A 14,541-nucleotide genomic window follows, 5' to 3' on the forward strand; every position below is an offset into this window, starting at 1 on the left:
CCGTGACGCCCGAGGGGGATGCGACCGACACTCCGCCCGCCGGGCGGGGTCGGGGTCGCGTCCGGCGGCACACCACGCTCGCCTCGAAGGTCCTCGCCTTCGTCGCGGTCTGGCTGGTGCTGGCGTTCGTCGCCGGCACCGCCCTCTTCCTGCTGAGCAGCCGCTCGATCGTGCTGGCCAGCCACGACGCCGTGATCCGGCCGGACCTCGACGGCCACGTGGTGCTGCACACCGGCCCGGTGGTCCCGGACTTCCGGGTCGAGTCGGGCAACCGGCTCGGGGTCGACATCCGTCTCGGCAAGACAGACGCGGCCTCGACCGAGGCGTTGGTGCAGCGCTACGCCTACATCGCCAGCCAGCCCGAGGGCCAGATCGCCAAGGTCAAGGACGCGCTGGCCGACATGGCGTACGCCGCTGCGCTGCGGGGCGCGGTCGTGGGGCTGCTGCCGATCCTGGTCTGGCTGCTGCTGGGGGCGGAGCGGCGACGCCACCTCCTCGCGCGGACCCGCAGCCCCCAGGGCGCGCTCTCCTGCCTCCTGGTGGTGCTGCTCGTGCTGCTGGTGTGGCAGCCCTGGGGCAGCGACGACGACAGCATCGACGCCTCGCGGTCCTGGATGCCGCTCGCGCAGTTCGTCGGGCCGGAGGTGCACCTGCCGGCCGAGGTGGACGGGGTGGAGGTGCGGGGCGACGTGACCACGTCGCAGACCCGCCGCCTGATCGAGAGCGCGATCTCCACCTACGACAAGAGCAAGACGTTCTACACCCGCGCCGCCGAGCAGGCCGCCGACCTCGACCTGCACCAGCCGGGCGAGGGCGAGACCGTCGTGGCGCTCCTCTCCGACCGGCACGACAACATCGGCATGGACAAGGTCGCCCGGGCGGTGGCCGACGCAGGCGGCACGACCGCCGTCTTCGACGCCGGCGACGACACCTCGACCGGCAACAGCTGGGAGGCCTTCTCGCTGGACTCGGTGACCGCGGCCTTCGGGGACCTCGACCGGTGGGGCATCGCCGGCAACCACGACCACGGGACGTTCGTGAGCCGCTACCTCGACGACCACGGCTGGACGATGCTCGACGGCACGGTGGTCCCGGGGCCGGCGGGCACGACCCTGCTCGGCCTCGACGACCCCCGGTCGAGCGGCCTCGGTGACTGGCGCGACGAGACCGGGCTCAGCTTCGACGAGGTCGGCAGCCGGCTCGCCGACGTCGCGTGCGCCGCGCCGCAGCGGGTCACCACCCTGCTGGTGCACGACGCCGACCTCGGCCAGGACGCGCTCGAGCGGGGCTGCGTCGACCTCGTGCTCGCGGGTCACCTGCACGTGCAGGTCGGCCCCGTCCGGGTGGTGGGTCAGGGCGGCCAGGTCGGCTACTCCTACACCAACGGCACGACCGGCGGAGCGGCGTACGCCATCGCCGTGGGCAGCAAGCCCCGGCGCGAGGCCGAGCTGACGCTGGTCACCTACCGCGACGGCCGGCCGGTGGGGATCCAGCCGGTGGTGCTCCAGACCGACGGGATCTTCCACGTCCGCGACTACGTGCCCCTGCACCTGGCCGAGGAGCAGTCCACGCAGCTGGCCGGCAGCCGTCCCTCCGACGGGACCGCCGGGCCGTAGCGGGCAGCCACCGAGGTTCGGGGACCGCGGAGGGCCGATCTAGGATCGGGAGCGTGCCCACCACAGTCGACCGCCTGCTGCCCACCGACGAGGCCGAGGCCCTCCTCGAGCTGACCCGCGAGATCGCCACCAAGGAGCTCGCGCCCCAGGTCGCCGAGGCCGAGGAGAAGGCGGTGTTCCCGGCCGAGGCGTACCGGCTGCTGGGCAAGTCGGGCCTGCTGAGCCTGCCGTTCGCCGAGGAGCACGGCGGGGGGGCGCAGCCCTACGAGGTCTACCTGCAGGTGGTCGAGGAGATCGCCACCGCCTGGCCGAGCGTCGGGGTCGGCACCAGCGTGCACTCGCTGACCGCCTCCGTGGTCGCAGGCAACGGCAGCCCGGAGGTCGTCGACCGCTGGCTGCCGCAGATGCTCTCCGGCGACTGGCTGGGCGCCTACTGCCTCTCCGAGCCGCAGGCCGGCTCGGACGTCTCGGGGATCCGCACCAAGGCGGTCCGCGACGGGGACGACTACGTCGTCACCGGCACCAAGCAGTGGATCAGCAACGGCTCCTGCGCCGACTACTACATCCTCTTCGCGCGCACGTCCGACGACGCCAAGCGTGGCCTGTCGGCCTTCGTCGTCCCGGCCGACACCGAGGGGATGAGCTTCGGCGCCCCCGAGAAGAAGATGGGCCTGGCCTGCGACGTCACCACCCAGGTGATCTTCGAGGGTGCCCGGATCCCGGCCGCCCAGCTGATCGGCGAGGAGGGCGCGGGCATGCGGGTCGCCCTCTCGGCGCTCGACGCCGGCCGGCTCGGCATCGCCGCCGTCGGCACCGGAATCGCGCAGGCCGCGCTCGCGCACGCGGTCGCGTACGCCGGGGAGCGGGAGCAGTTCGGCAAGCCGATCGGTCACCAGCAGGGGCTGCAGTTCCTGCTCGCCGACATGGCCGCCGAGGTCGAGCGGTCGCGCGCGACGTACCTCCACGCCGCCCGGCTCAAGGACGCCGGTCGCCCGTTCTCGCGGCAGGCCTCGATCGCCAAGCTGACCGCGACCGACGCGGCGATGCGGGTGACGACCGACGCCGTGCAGGTGCTCGGCGGCAACGGCTACACGCGTGACTACCCCGTGGAGCGGCTCTTCCGCGACGCCAAGGTGACCCAGATCTTCGAGGGCACCAACCAGATCCAGCGGATGGTCATCGGCCGCGACCTGCTCCGCTGAGGCGCGAGCCGACCTCGAGTCTCGTCGAGTCGGCGCAAGCTCGGCGAGTTTGCGCCGACTCGAGCTGTCTTCGCGGCGAGCTTGCGCCGACTCGAGCTGTTTTCGCGACGAGCTTGCGCCGACTCGAGCTGTTTTTGCGACGAGCTTGCGCCGACTCGAGCGTCAGTCCGCGGCGACGGCCTCGTCGGGCTTCTGGGTGAGCACGGTGGCGATGTAGTCGCGGGCGGTGTCGAAGATGTCGACCTCGTGCCCGGCACGCTCCGAGAGGTACCACCGGTGCACGAGGATCTCGTGGTAGATCTCCGCCGGCTCGAGCTTCCCGCGGGCGTCCGGCGGCACCATCTTCATGATCGGGTCGTAGAACTCGCTGAGCCACCGGGAGGCAACCAGGGTGCGGTCCTCGCGGCCGAGGTCGGCGTGCGCGGTGAACGACGCGATGTCGTTGAGCAGTCGGCGGGCCTGGGCGTCCTCCACGTTGAGCCCGGTCAGTGCCTGGAGCTCACGCCGGTGGTGCCCCGCCTCGACGACCTTGGGCTGGATGCGCACCAGGTCACCGTCGAAGTCGGTGACGATGTCGAGCTCGTCGACGTCGAAGCCGAGGTCGTTGAGCCGCTCGATGCGCTGCTCGATCCGCCACATCTCGTCGGCCGAGAACTGCTCCTCGGCGGTCAGCTCGGTCCACAGCGCCTGGTAGCGGGTCTCGAGCAGCTCCACGATCTCCGCGGCGTGCACCTCGTGGTCGAGCGAGTCGCTGGCCTCGAGGTCGAGCAGCTCGGCGAAGACGTTCTCGGTGGCGACGGTGAGGTCGTACTCCCGCATCTGCCGGGAGAGGCTCGACTTCAGCTCACCGGTCTCGGCGTCGACGAGGTACGCCGCGAAGCCGCCGGCCGCGCGCCGGAACAGGACGTTCGAGAGCGACACGTCGCCCCAGAAGAAGTCGGCGAGGTGCAGCCGGACCAGGAGCACCACCAGGGCGTCGACCAGCGACGGCAGGTTGTCGGCGGTGAGGCCGTGGGAGAACAGGCTGCGGTAGGGGAGCGAGAACTCGAGGTGCTGGGTGAGCAGCGCGGCCGGCAGCTCCTCGCCGTCCGGGTCGAGCCGACCGGTGACGACGCCCTGCGGCACCACCGCCGGCAGGCCCATCCGCTGCAGGTCACGCAGCAGGCGGTACTCCCGGAAGGCCATCTCCTCGACCGTCTCCTTGACGGCATAGGTCCGGTCGCGCAGCCGCACGATCCGGACCACGTGCCGGGAGAGGCCCCGCGGCAGCGGGACGACGAACTCGTCGGTCCAGTCCTCCAGCGGCGTCGACCAGGGCAGCCGCACGACGGACGGGTCCGGCCTGCTGGTGACGATCCGCAGCGCCATGCTCACAGGCTAGGGCTTGGCGGGCTCGAGGAACACCGGGCCCGGCCCGCGGGGCGCCACCTCGTCGTCGGGGTTGTTCAGCGCGCAGGTGCGCAGGCTCAGGCAGCCGCAGCCGATGCAGCCGTCCAGCTTGTCGCGCAGCCGCTCGAGCCGCTCGATCTGCTCGTCGAGGCGAGGTCGCCAGGCCCGGCTCAGCCGCGACCAGTCGGCCTTGGTCGGGGTCCGGCCGTCCGGCAGCGTGCCGAGCGCCGCGGCCACCTCCTCCAGGCTCAGGCCCACCCGCTGGGCGGTCCGGATGAAGGCGATCCGGCGGAGCGTGGCCTGCTCGAAGCGGCGCTGGTTGCCCGTCGTGCGCACCGACCGGATGAGTCCCCGCGACTCGTAGAACCGGATCGCCGAGGTGGCCACGCCCGCGCGCTCCGCGAGCTGCCCGATGGTCAGCTGGGTCATGTCGGGATCATCGCTTGACTTCAAGCGAACTTCAACTATGACGATCGTCGGGTGAACGAGATCGAGCGACTGATGAGCCTGATGACCGGGGACGAGAAGCACTCGGCCGCCGCCACCTCGACCCTGGACGTGATCCGCGTGCTCTACGAGCGGGTGCTGGACGTGAGCCCCGAGACCGCGGGTGACGAGCGGCGGGACCGCTTCCTGCTGTCCAAGGGGCACGGGCCGATGGCCTACTACGCCGTCCTCTGCGCGCAGGGGTTCCTCCCCGAGGAGTGGCTGACCGGCTGGGCGTCGTTCGACTCGCCCCTCGGCCACCACCCGGACCGGAACCTGGTGCCGGGGGTCGAGATCTCGTCCGGGTCGCTCGGCCACGGACTGCCGCTGGCCGTGGGCACCGCCCTCGGGCTGCGGGCGCAGGGCATCGGGTCCCGGGTCGTCGTGCTCGTCGGCGACGCCGAGCTCGACGAGGGCAGCAACCACGAGGCCATCGAGCTGGCCGCCGCCCTCGGGCTCGACGCGCTCACCGTCGTGGTGGTCGACAACCGGTCCTCGTCGTACGCCGTGCCCGGACGGATCGAGCGGCGGTTCGACGTCGAGGGGTGGCACGCCGTCGCCGTCGACGGGCGCGACCACGACCTGCTGGAGAAGGCCCTGTCCCACCGTGAGATCGGGCGGCCGAACGCGGTCGTCGCCGTCGTGGAGGAGAAGCGATGACCGTCTCGAGCCGGGTTCCCTCGAATCGGGCGCAGTTCGCCCGCACCGCCGCCGACCTCGTCGAGAGCGACCTGTCCGTAGCCCTGGTGTACGCAGAGATCTCCGGCCAGTTCTTCGGCGAGGTCGAGCGCCGCCACCCCGACCGGGTCGTGAACGTCGGGATCCGCGAGCAGCTGCTGGTCAACGTGGGCGCCGGGATGGCGCTGACCGGGATGCGGCCGGTCGTGCACACCTTCGGCTCGTTCCTGGTGGAGCGGGCCTTCGAGCAGGTCAAGCTCGGCTTCGGGCACCAGGACGTCGGCGGCGTGCTCGTGGGTTCCGGTGGGTCGTTCGACATCGCGGGCGGCGGCCGCACCCACCAGGCGCCGGGCGACGTCGCCCTCCTCGACACGCTGCCCGGCATCGCGATCCACGCGCCCTCGACCGCCACCGAGGTCGACGCGGTGCTGCGCAGCTCGGTCGCCGGCTCGGGCCTGCACTACGTGCGGGTGGTGGAGCAGACGAACGCGCGGTCCTTCCCGCACACGCCCGGCCGCTTCCACGTCGTACGCCGTGGGGCGGGGCCGACCGTCGTGGCGCTCGGGCCGGTGCTCGATGCCGTCCTGTCGGCCACCGCGGGCCTGGACGCCACGGTGCTGTACGCCGCGACGGTGCGGCCGTTCGACACCGGCGGGCTGCGGGAGGTGCTCGGCTCGCCCGAGGTGGTGCTGGTCGAGCCGTGGCTGGCCGGCACCTCGGCCCACGTCGTCGCCGACGCGTTGCGCGACGTGCCCCACCGGCTGCTCGCGCTGGGCGTCGGCCGGTCCGAGCTGCGGCGCTACGGCACCGCCGGGGACCACGTCCGGGCCCACGGCCTGGACGCTGCGGGGATCCGGCGGTCGCTCGACGGGTTCCTCGCCGCGGCCGCCTGATCCCGCTGGCGGGTCGTGTGCCTGAGCACGCGCCCTGGCGCGTCCTGGGGCACACGACCCGCGCGCCGGCCCGCCGACTAGCATGTGAACTCGCCGCGATCGGGTGCGGCGATGCCGGTGTAGCTCAGTTGGCAGAGCGCCTCTCTTGTAAAGAGGATGTCGCGGGTTCGACTCCTGTCACCGGCTCCGTGTGATGTCTCAGGACATCGGAAACTCCCGGACCCACGACTGTGGGTCCGGGAGTTGTCATTTCTGGGGTCTGCGGGTGGGTCCTTTGGGGGCTCCGGTGGGCTGGTAGTCGCGGCTGGGGTCGAGGATCAGTTCGCGGAGGAGCTCGCCGGTGGCGGCGTCGACGATGCGGATGTGCAGGTCCTGGACGAGCAGCAGGACGTGGGTTCGGGCGTGGGTTCGGCCGATGCCGATGTGGTGGAGTCGGCCGTTGACGCGCAGGGTGACGCAGCCGGAGTCGTCGATGCGGTCGTGGCGGACCCGGTCGTGGGTGTCATTGGCCCGGTCGGTGCCGGGGGTGGCCTTCGGGCGTGCGGCGTAGGCGGTTGCTGGGGTGGCCAGGTGGGGCAGGGATCGGTGTGGGCGGTGCTGGTTGTACTGGACGGCGAACCGGTCCAGCAGGGCCTGCAGCTCGGGGATCGTGGACGGCTGGTCGGGTTGGGCGCGTAGCCACTTCTTCAGGGTCTGCTGGAACCGCTCGACCTTGCCGCAGGTGGTCGGGTGGTTGGGTCGGCTGTTCTTCTGCACGATGTTCAGGCGGCGCAGCTCATGCTCGAGGCTGGTGCGTCCGCCGCGGCCGCCGGCGAACCTGGTGGTGTAGACCATGCCGTTGTCGGTGAGCGTGGATGCCGGGTATCCGTGCAGGTCACAGGCGGCGCGGAAGGCCGCGAGCACGATCGGTGCGGTGACCCGCCGGTGCGCGGAGAGGTGCAGGGCGTAGCGGGCGTGGTCGTCGAGCCAGGTCAGGACCTCGCAGTCCGCGCCCGGAGTGCCGTCGGGGTTGGTGAGTCGGTAGTGGGTGAAGTCGGACTGCCAGGTCTCGTTCGGTTGCTCGGCCTCAAAGCGGATGTAGGACGACTTCGGTCGCTTGGCCGGCTCCGGGGTGATCGCGCCGGCCCTGGCGAGGATCCGGTTGATCGTGGCCCGCGACAGCATCACGTCGTGGTGGTGGGTCAGGTGCCAGCCGATGGTGTCCGCGCCGGCGTCCAGGCCGGCCTCGGCGAGCTGCTTGCGCAGTGCCAGCACCAGGTCGACGGTGGCCTCGGGGGTGGCGTTCGGTGAGGTCCGCGGGCGCCGCGATCTGGGCTCGAACGCCGCGTCCCCCTCGGCGCGGTAGCGGGCGAGCAGCTTGCTCACCCAGCCCTTGCTGACCCCGTACCGGGCGGCGGCCTCAGCCTGACTGACGCCCTCGATCTCGACCGCGGTGATGACCAGCCTGGCTTTCGACACGGCCGAGCATCCAGCCCACGACGGTGTTTCCTATGTCTTGAGACATGCGTTTCCTATGTCCTGAGCCAGGACACTGTCACCGGCTCCGGCGCGTCGTGCGGCTGGGCGTGCGCCAGGGCGCACCCTCAGCCGCACTACCCGGTCAGTGAGGCTGGTCGATCACGGTGAGCAGGACGCTGCAGCCACCGGCGGGCGCGGCCCCGATCACCAGGTCGTCCACCATCTGCCGGGCGGCCCACAGGCCCATCGAGCCGGATCGCCCCGGGTGTCGGTAGCCGGCCATCGGGTCGACGTTCCCGGCCCCCGAGTCCTCGACCAGGCAGGTCAGCCGCGCCACGTCCGTCCACACCGACACCCGCACCGGGGGCCGGCCGTGGAGGAGACCGTTCGAGGTGACCTCCGTGACCGCGACGCGGAGCTGCTCGATGACCTGGGGCGACACCGCGCTGTTCCGGTACGCCTCGGCCTGCACCAGGTCACGCGCCACGGCCAGGTGCTCGAGGTCGTGGATCACGGTGGTCGCCGTGGGCCGGGTCGTCGGTGCCTCGGGCCGCTGCGCGAGCGGAGCGGCGAGGAACGCCGCGGACTCGACGTACTGTGCGTTGCCCCGGTCGGTGAGGTCGACGTTGACGCTGCGATGGGTGGCCAGGGCCGCCTCCACCACCGAGGCGGGACGGGTGCGGGTGTCGTAGGTGCACAGGGCTGCGAACGGATAGCCGCCCAGGGCCACGTCCACCGCGGACTCGTACCGGTTCCAGGCTGCCTGCCCGGCGCCGTCGAGCCCGAGCGGGACCGACCCGGTCACCCACAGCTTCGTGGACCCGGACCGCTCGGCGAGCGTGCGCTGGTAGGCGAACAGCGTGGTCATGGGTGCCTGGTAGAGCTCCTCGTCGACGCCGTACGCCAGCCGGCTGTGCGAGCCGAGTGCCTCCCGCATCAGCGGGATCCGGTCCCGGGGACCGTGGACCATGACGTCCCCACCCGACGCGAGGCCGCGGGCGACGAACGCCCGGGTGCCCTCGAGGAGCTCCTCGTCGGTGTCGTGCACGAGCACGCCGTGCCGGTAGTCCGGGTGCGTCGCGCCTGTCATCGTGCCTCCCCGATGTCGATCCCCGGTGCCTGGTCGAGGCCGAGCAGGCGGATGAGGTGCTCGATGTGCGGCCGCGGCGCCTCCAGCCGGACGCGGCCACCGCTGTCGCGGTGGTCGAGGGTCCCGACCAGAAACGCCCGGGCGCCGGGCAGGTCGAGGAACTCCACGTGGCGCAGGTCCAGCACGAAGGTGTCACGCGCGGTCTCGGCGGCGGTCGACATCAACAGGACCCGCAGGACGTCGTAGTTGGTGGCGTCGAGCTCACCGGCCACGGCCAGGCCGCCGTCCACCGGTGCCGCCTGGAAGCGCTGGTCACGCAACCCGGCACGGTGCGCGCGGCTCAGGAACCCCACGGCCTCCCGGGACGCGCGGGCGGGGTACTGGCACATCACCGAGAGCGGCCGGGACGTGCACAGCGCGTCGGTCGCCTGCTCGACGAGCTCGTGCTGCTCCTGCGACATCACGCCCAGCGCCGTGGACACGTCGGCGGACCACCGCACCGACGGATACCCCTCGGCCAGCGCCCCGTCGACGACGCGCTCGATCGAGACGGGGTCGTACGTCGACAGCTCGGCCGGGACGACCTGGACCTGGCCGCGCTCGACCGCCTCGAGGGCGTCCGGCTCGTCCCGCAGCAGCCCGAAGAGCCCCCGGTCGGCGTGATCGTCCGCGGGCTGGGTGTAGAGGACCTTGGAGCCGAGCTCCAGCCCGCGGCGCACCCACGAGGTGACGCCGGCGCGCCGCTGCGGCTCCTCGTCGTAGAGCAGCAGGAGGTGCCCGTCCCATCCCGGGCGCCAGCGGTGGGACCTCACCCTGTCACGGTACCCCGGTGTGTCGCGCTCGGCGCCGCAGATGGGTCACCGTTCCACCGGGTCAGTCGCCGAGCATCTGCCGCATCTGGACGATCTCGGCCTGCTGGCTCTCCTCGATGTGCCGGGCCAGCGCGATCGCGTCGGGGGACTCGCCGTGGGCGACCTCGGCCCTCGACATGGCGATGGCGCCCCGGTGGTGGCGGATCATCATCCGCAGCCACATGTCCCCGAAGGAGCGGCCGGGCGCCCCGCCGAGACGGTGCCAGTCGCGGCCGTGCATCCACAGCAGGCCGCCGGACCCGCCCATCATCGTCCCGTTCCCGTCGCCGCCCATCATCTGGTCGTCGCCGTGCATGTGCCCGGTGATGCCGTCGTCGGACTCGACGCCCCAGTCGTCGAGCCAGCCCCGCATGGTGCGGATCTCCGGGGCCTGGGCGGCCCTGATCTGCCGGGCCAGCTGCCGGAGCTCCGGGCTGACCTCCCGGCCCCGCGTCATCGCGACCATGCGCAGCGCCTGCTCGTGGTGGGGGACCATCTGCGCCGCGAACGCCACGTCGGCGTCGTCGTGGCCGGTGCCGCTGCCCGCACTGTCGGAGCTGCAGCCACCGAGGGCCGCGGCGACGGCCAGCACGAGGGTCGTCAGCAGGACCACGGGGGCGGGCGCTGTCCGGCTTCTCACGCCTTCACGCTACGCGTGGGACGAGGACCGACCCCGGGTCGAACGACCCGGGCCGGCGGTGCGTCGGGCACCTCTCAGCGCAGCCGGCGGGGCTCGAACCTGGCCGGCGGGTCGGCCAGCGCCTGCTGTGCGGCCACCAGCTGGATCTCCCGGGTGCCGGCGGCGATCGTCGCCTCGAGCACCGCGAACACCGAGGAGGCGGTGGCGGCGAGCGCCTGCTCGGGCGAACCCGTCGTCCGCAGGTGGGCGAGGTAGAGCGCGGCCGTGACGTCGCCGCAGCCGTTCGGGGTGATCGGCAGCAGGGGGGTGGTGACGGCCCAGGCCCCCTCGTCGGAGACGGCCACCAGGTCCAGCGACCCCTCGGCCACGGCGTCGTGCAGCACGCTGGTGACCAACACGTCGCGGGGGCCGCGGGCCCGCACGTCGTCGACGGCCCCGAGCACCTCGTCGAGGGTGCGCGTGGTCCGGCCCGCGAGGAAGTCGAGCTCGAAGTGGTTGGGCGTGACGATGTCGGCCCGCGGGACCACCGTGTCGCGCATGAACTCCGGGATCCCCGGCCGCACGAACATCCCGCGTCCGACGTCGCCCATCACCGGGTCGCAGCAGTAGACGGCGTCCGGGTTCAGCTCCTTGACCCGTGCCACCGCGTCCAGGATCACCGCGCCGACGGCCGGGTCGCCCTGGTAGCCGGACAGCACCGCGTCGGCCTCGCCGAGCACGCCGCGGTCGCCGATGCCGGCGATCACCTCACGCACGTCGTCGGGCGCGAGCAGCGGGCCGCGCCACTCGCCGTACCCCGTGTGGTTCGAGAAGTGGACGGTCAGCACCGGCCACACCTCGTGGCCGAGCCGCTGCAGGGGGAACACCGCGGCGGAGTTGCCGACGTGCCCGTAGGCCACCGAGGACTGGATGGACAGGATCTTCACCCGCCGCATCGTACGGCGCCGACCCGTCGCAGCTTCACGGCGTACGGCGCCGACCCGTCGCTGCTTCACGGCGTACGGCGCCGACCCGTCGCTGCTTCACGGCGGACGGCGCCGACCCGTCGCAGCTTCACGGCGTACGGCGCCGACCCGTCGCAGCTTCACGGCGTACGGCGCCGACCCGTCGCAGCTCCACCTCGTAGGTTGGCGCCATGAGCGAGATGACCTACCGCCCGCTGGGCGACTCGGGCCTGGTGGTGAGCGCGGTCGGGATCGGCTGCAACGCGTTCAGCCGGCGGGTGGACCTCGAGGGGGTGCGCGGCATCCTCGCCGCTGCCCGCGACACCGGCGTGACGCTGCTCGACACCGCCGACGTGTACGGCAACCCGCCGGGCTCGAGCGAGGACCTGCTCGGGGAGGCGCTGCTGGGCCAGCGCGAGGACTTCGTGGTCGCCACGAAGTTCGGCATGGACATGCGCGGCGACAACGGCGAGGACCACGGGGTGCGCGGTTCGCGACGCTACGTACGCCGGGCCGTGGAGGCGTCGCTGAGACGGCTGCGCACCGACCACATCGACCTCTACCAGCTGCACGTGCCCGACGAGGTGACCCCGGTCGAGGAGACGCTGTCGGTGCTCACCGACCTGGTCCGCGAGGGCAAGATCCGCTACCTCGGCTGCTCCAACTTCGCCGGCTGGCAGGTCGCCGACGCCGACTGGACCGCCCGATCGGCGGGACTGGAGCGGTTCGTGAGCGTGCAGAACCGCTACTCGCTGCTGGACCGCTCGATCGAGGCCGAGGTCGTGCCCGCGTGCGAGACCTTCGGGCTCGGGGTGCTGCCCTACTTCCCGCTGGAGTACGGCCTGCTCACCGGCAAGTACCGCCGCGGCCAGGGTGCGCCCGCCGGCTCGCGCGCCGACCTCGACCCGACCCGCGCGCAGTGGCTGCAGGACGCGGACTGGGACCGGATCGAGGCCGTCGAGCGGTACGCCGCGGACCGCGACCTGTCCGTGCTCGACGTCGCCATCGCCGGCCTGGCCGCGCAGCCGGCCGTGGCCTCGGTGATCGCGGGGGCCACGTCCGGCGAGCAGGTCCGCACGAACGCCGCCGCGCTGCGCTGGGAGCCGACCGCCGAGGACCTGGTGGAGCTGGACGAGATCACCGGGTCCGGGCCCGGTCAGTAGGGGAAGTCGCCCGTGGTGAACACGGGCAGGGTGCCGTCCTCGGCGGGCACCGGGCCGCTCGCCGCGGTGCAGCGCAGGGCCGGGGCCGAGCAGACCAGCACCCGCGCCGTGCCCCTGGCCTCGTCGACGCCGAGGCCGTAGAACCGGTCGTCGTCCAGCCAGCCCGCGAGGACGAGGTGCCGGCCCCCGATGCGGATCCTCGCCGGCTCGCGGTCCCCGGTCGTGTACACGACCGGCCGTCCCACCAGCGTGTACGCCAGGCGGGTCCCGTCCGGTGACCGGCGGCCGGCATAGCTCCCGACGCCCGCCCCGGGGGTCTCGCGCGGCACGCCCCGGACGAGGTCGAAGTCGACCAGCGGGCCGCCCGGCCGGTTCTCGGTGACGGGGTAGTCCTCGTTGCCCAGGTCGCTGCGCCTCCCCGTGCCCAGGTCCCACCGGGAGATCGCGCCACCCTTGGCGGTCTGGGCGTAGACCGCGTCGTCGTCGAAGCCCAGGACGGTCGGGGTGGACTCGCTGTACAGGTCCGAGAGGTCCTCGGTGCTGGTCCGGTCCCCGTTCCCGGTCGCGTCGCGCACCAGCTCCCGGCCGGTGCTGGTGTCGAACAGCACCGTCTGCGCGATCCGGCTGCCGCGCGCGTTCCTCGGCCCGTGCTCGAAGTCGACGAGGGCGAGGTAGCGGCCGTCGGCGGTGCTCGAGAGCCAGCCGATCCCGCCGATGTCCGCGATCCGCGTGGAACGGTCCCGGTCCCACCGGTAGAGGACCCCGTCGGCCAGGTAGTACAGGCCGCCCTCGGTGCTCACCATCGTCTGCGGTGCGGGCCGGATCGGGTAGGTCCGGGAGCCGACGTGCAGCTCGTCGCCGGTGGCGAACACGAGCTCGGCGGGCGACGCGACGGACTGCCCGGTCGGCAGGTCCCAGGACGTCGAGCCTGTCAGCCGCACCATCCCGACCCCGAAGGCCAGGGCGGCGACGGCGACCGCGCCGAGCAGGGGCTTGGTCCAGGGCACAGCAGGTCTCCAGGGCTCGAGGGTCAGGTCCCGTCGTACCAGAGACGCCGTGAGGGACCGGATGGTTGCCTCGCCGGAGGGGACGCGGCCTGTCCGGGGCCGCCGGGCAGGCCCACGTTGGGGATGATCTCGCGCCGGGTCGCGAGGAGAGTCGGATGATCCACACCTTCCGTCTCGACCTGGGATCCTCGGGGGTGGTCGCCGATGCCGAGAGCAGCAGCGGACCCTTCCCGACCGGCAACGGTGGCGAACGCGGCCCTTGACTCGGTCGGCCTCACTGCGCTGATGGAGCGCACGGCCGGGCGACCCTCGGTGACGGTCGCGCTGATCGACGGCCCGCTCGCCCCCGACGTCCCCGCGCTCGAGAACCGCAGCATCCGCGGCGCGACGCCCGACGACCCCGCAGGGGCGGCGGTACGCCGGGCCCGGGCCCACGCCGTCCGGGTGGCCGCGATCATGATGGGCTCCCGGTCCGGTCCCGCTCCCGGGATCTGCCCCGACTGCACGCTGGCGGTGCACCCGGTGCTGGAGGACCGGGGCGACCCGGCCGTGCCGCGGGCGACACACGAGGCGCTGGCCGACGCCCTGCTGGCCGCCGTCGACGCGGGGGCGGACATCGTGAACGTGAGCCTGGGCCTGCAGGGACGCAGCCTCGACGGGGAGCGGCGGGTCGAGGAGGCCGTCGGCCGCGCCGCGGAGCGCGGGGTCCTCGTCGTGGCCGCCGCCGGCAACGAGAGCCGGGTCGGCGGGTCGGTGCTGACCCGCCACCCGTGGGTGATCCCGGTCGCGGCGTACGGCCGGGACGGCGCGCCACTGGGCGGCGCACACCTCGCCCACTCCGTCGGGGTCAGGGGACTGGGAGCGCCGGGGGAGGACATCGCCACGCTGCGCCGGTCAGGCCGGCCCGCCCGGGTCACCGGGACGAGCTTCGCGGCCCCGATCGTGTCGGGCGCGGCGGCGCTGGTCTGGTCGGCGTTCCCGACCGCCCCGGCGGCCGAGCTGCGACAGGCGCTCGTCGGCTCGCCCGGCCGGCGACGCAGCACCGTCCCGCCGCTGCTCGACGCCGGCTCGGCGTACCGACGCATGGAGAGTGCCGCCTGAGCGCGGCCGCGACCGAAGGGAGC

General features: G+C 72.9%; 14 protein-coding genes and 1 tRNA gene. 7 read left to right on the top strand and 8 right to left on the bottom strand.

Annotated elements, in window-relative coordinates; all coding sequences use genetic code 11:
• The first annotated feature begins 2 nt into the window (after positions 1 to 2).
• Both ACZ43H_RS23030 and ACZ43H_RS23035 read left to right on the top strand, forming a co-directional pair.
• The gene (locus ACZ43H_RS23030) at positions 3 to 1,616 is read left to right on the top strand and encodes a metallophosphoesterase family protein (protein WP_464586683.1); all 1,614 of its coding nucleotides are present in this window, start codon (positions 3 to 5) and stop codon (positions 1,614 to 1,616) included.
• Between the two features lie 53 nt (positions 1,617 to 1,669).
• Positions 1,670 to 2,818 (top strand): acyl-CoA dehydrogenase family protein, encoded by a 1,149-nt coding sequence (locus ACZ43H_RS23035; protein WP_464586685.1) that lies wholly within the window; start codon positions 1,670 to 1,672, stop codon positions 2,816 to 2,818.
• A gap of 162 nt (positions 2,819 to 2,980) precedes the next feature.
• Here the strand turns inward: ACZ43H_RS23035 and ACZ43H_RS23040 are convergent, their stop codons facing one another.
• Both ACZ43H_RS23040 and soxR read right to left on the bottom strand, forming a co-directional pair.
• Positions 2,981 to 4,186, bottom strand: a complete 1,206-nt coding sequence (locus ACZ43H_RS23040; protein ID WP_464586687.1) for a DUF4032 domain-containing protein — start codon at positions 4,184 to 4,186, stop codon at positions 2,981 to 2,983.
• 9 nt (positions 4,187 to 4,195) lie between these two features.
• On the bottom strand, positions 4,196 to 4,636 hold the full coding sequence (gene soxR, locus ACZ43H_RS23045) for a redox-sensitive transcriptional activator SoxR (protein WP_464586689.1): 441 nt from the start codon (positions 4,634 to 4,636) through the stop codon (positions 4,196 to 4,198).
• Positions 4,637 to 4,687: 51 nt separating this feature from the next.
• Here soxR and ACZ43H_RS23050 point away from each other — a divergent pair, with 51 nt between their 5' ends.
• From ACZ43H_RS23050 to ACZ43H_RS23060, 3 genes are all read left to right on the top strand, one after another.
• Positions 4,688 to 5,353 (top strand): thiamine pyrophosphate-dependent enzyme, encoded by a 666-nt coding sequence (locus ACZ43H_RS23050; RefSeq protein WP_464586691.1) that lies wholly within the window; start codon positions 4,688 to 4,690, stop codon positions 5,351 to 5,353.
• Positions 5,350 to 6,264: a transketolase family protein gene (locus ACZ43H_RS23055; protein ID WP_464586693.1), complete on the top strand. Its 915-nt coding sequence runs from the start codon at positions 5,350 to 5,352 to the stop codon at positions 6,262 to 6,264. Before ACZ43H_RS23050 ends, ACZ43H_RS23055 begins: the two co-directional genes overlap by 4 nt.
• Positions 6,265 to 6,377: 113 nt before the next feature.
• Positions 6,378 to 6,450 (top strand) — tRNA-Thr (locus ACZ43H_RS23060).
• Positions 6,451 to 6,510: 60 nt separating this feature from the next.
• Here ACZ43H_RS23060 and ACZ43H_RS23065 read toward each other — a convergent pair.
• From ACZ43H_RS23065 to pdxY, 5 genes are all read right to left on the bottom strand, one after another.
• Positions 6,511 to 7,722 (bottom strand): IS481 family transposase, encoded by a 1,212-nt coding sequence (locus ACZ43H_RS23065; RefSeq protein WP_464586695.1) that lies wholly within the window; start codon positions 7,720 to 7,722, stop codon positions 6,511 to 6,513.
• A gap of 142 nt (positions 7,723 to 7,864) precedes the next feature.
• Positions 7,865 to 8,812 (bottom strand): MEDS domain-containing protein, encoded by a 948-nt coding sequence (locus ACZ43H_RS23070; protein ID WP_464586697.1) that lies wholly within the window; start codon positions 8,810 to 8,812, stop codon positions 7,865 to 7,867.
• A complete protein-coding gene (locus ACZ43H_RS23075; protein ID WP_464586699.1) occupies positions 8,809 to 9,624 on the bottom strand; it encodes an MEDS domain-containing protein in 816 nt (271 codons plus the stop codon). The genes ACZ43H_RS23070 and ACZ43H_RS23075 overlap by 4 nt, the downstream gene beginning before the upstream one ends.
• Positions 9,625 to 9,685: 61 nt before the next feature.
• A complete protein-coding gene (locus ACZ43H_RS23080; RefSeq protein ID WP_464586701.1) occupies positions 9,686 to 10,303 on the bottom strand; it encodes a DUF305 domain-containing protein in 618 nt (205 codons plus the stop codon).
• 74 nt (positions 10,304 to 10,377) lie between these two features.
• Complete coding sequence (pdxY, locus tag ACZ43H_RS23085; protein WP_464586703.1) at positions 10,378 to 11,229, bottom strand: pyridoxal kinase PdxY; 852 nt, start codon at positions 11,227 to 11,229, stop codon at positions 10,378 to 10,380.
• Between the two features lie 209 nt (positions 11,230 to 11,438).
• Between pdxY and ACZ43H_RS23090 the strand changes: the two genes are divergently transcribed.
• Positions 11,439 to 12,410 (top strand): aldo/keto reductase, encoded by a 972-nt coding sequence (locus tag ACZ43H_RS23090; RefSeq protein ID WP_464586705.1) that lies wholly within the window; start codon positions 11,439 to 11,441, stop codon positions 12,408 to 12,410.
• Here ACZ43H_RS23090 and ACZ43H_RS23095 read toward each other — a convergent pair.
• Positions 12,404 to 13,417, bottom strand: a complete 1,014-nt coding sequence (locus tag ACZ43H_RS23095) for a hypothetical protein (RefSeq protein ID WP_464586707.1) — start codon at positions 13,415 to 13,417, stop codon at positions 12,404 to 12,406. The two genes, ACZ43H_RS23090 and ACZ43H_RS23095, sit on opposite strands and share 7 nt — an antisense overlap.
• 285 nt (positions 13,418 to 13,702) lie before the next feature.
• Here ACZ43H_RS23095 and ACZ43H_RS23100 point away from each other — a divergent pair, with 285 nt between their 5' ends.
• Positions 13,703 to 14,518 (top strand): S8 family serine peptidase, encoded by an 816-nt coding sequence (locus ACZ43H_RS23100; RefSeq protein ID WP_464586709.1) that lies wholly within the window; start codon positions 13,703 to 13,705, stop codon positions 14,516 to 14,518.
• Positions 14,519 to 14,541 lie beyond the last annotated feature (23 nt).

It is taken from the genome of Nocardioides sp. DN36 (assembly GCF_055380375.1).

Excerpts from the sequence above, each read along its gene's own strand:
- ACZ43H_RS23070 (WP_464586697.1), bottom strand. The coding sequence starts at position 8,812 with ATGACAGGCGCGACGCACCCGGACTACCGGCACGGCGTGCTCGTGCAC.
- ACZ43H_RS23040 (WP_464586687.1), bottom strand. The coding sequence starts at position 4,186 with ATGGCGCTGCGGATCGTCACCAGCAGGCCGGACCCGTCCGTCGTGCGG.
- ACZ43H_RS23055 (WP_464586693.1), top strand. The coding sequence starts at position 5,350 with ATGACCGTCTCGAGCCGGGTTCCCTCGAATCGGGCGCAGTTCGCCCGC.
- ACZ43H_RS23100 (WP_464586709.1), top strand. The coding sequence starts at position 13,703 with ATGGAGCGCACGGCCGGGCGACCCTCGGTGACGGTCGCGCTGATCGAC.
- soxR (WP_464586689.1), bottom strand. The coding sequence starts at position 4,636 with ATGACCCAGCTGACCATCGGGCAGCTCGCGGAGCGCGCGGGCGTGGCC.
- ACZ43H_RS23090 (WP_464586705.1), top strand. The coding sequence starts at position 11,439 with ATGAGCGAGATGACCTACCGCCCGCTGGGCGACTCGGGCCTGGTGGTG.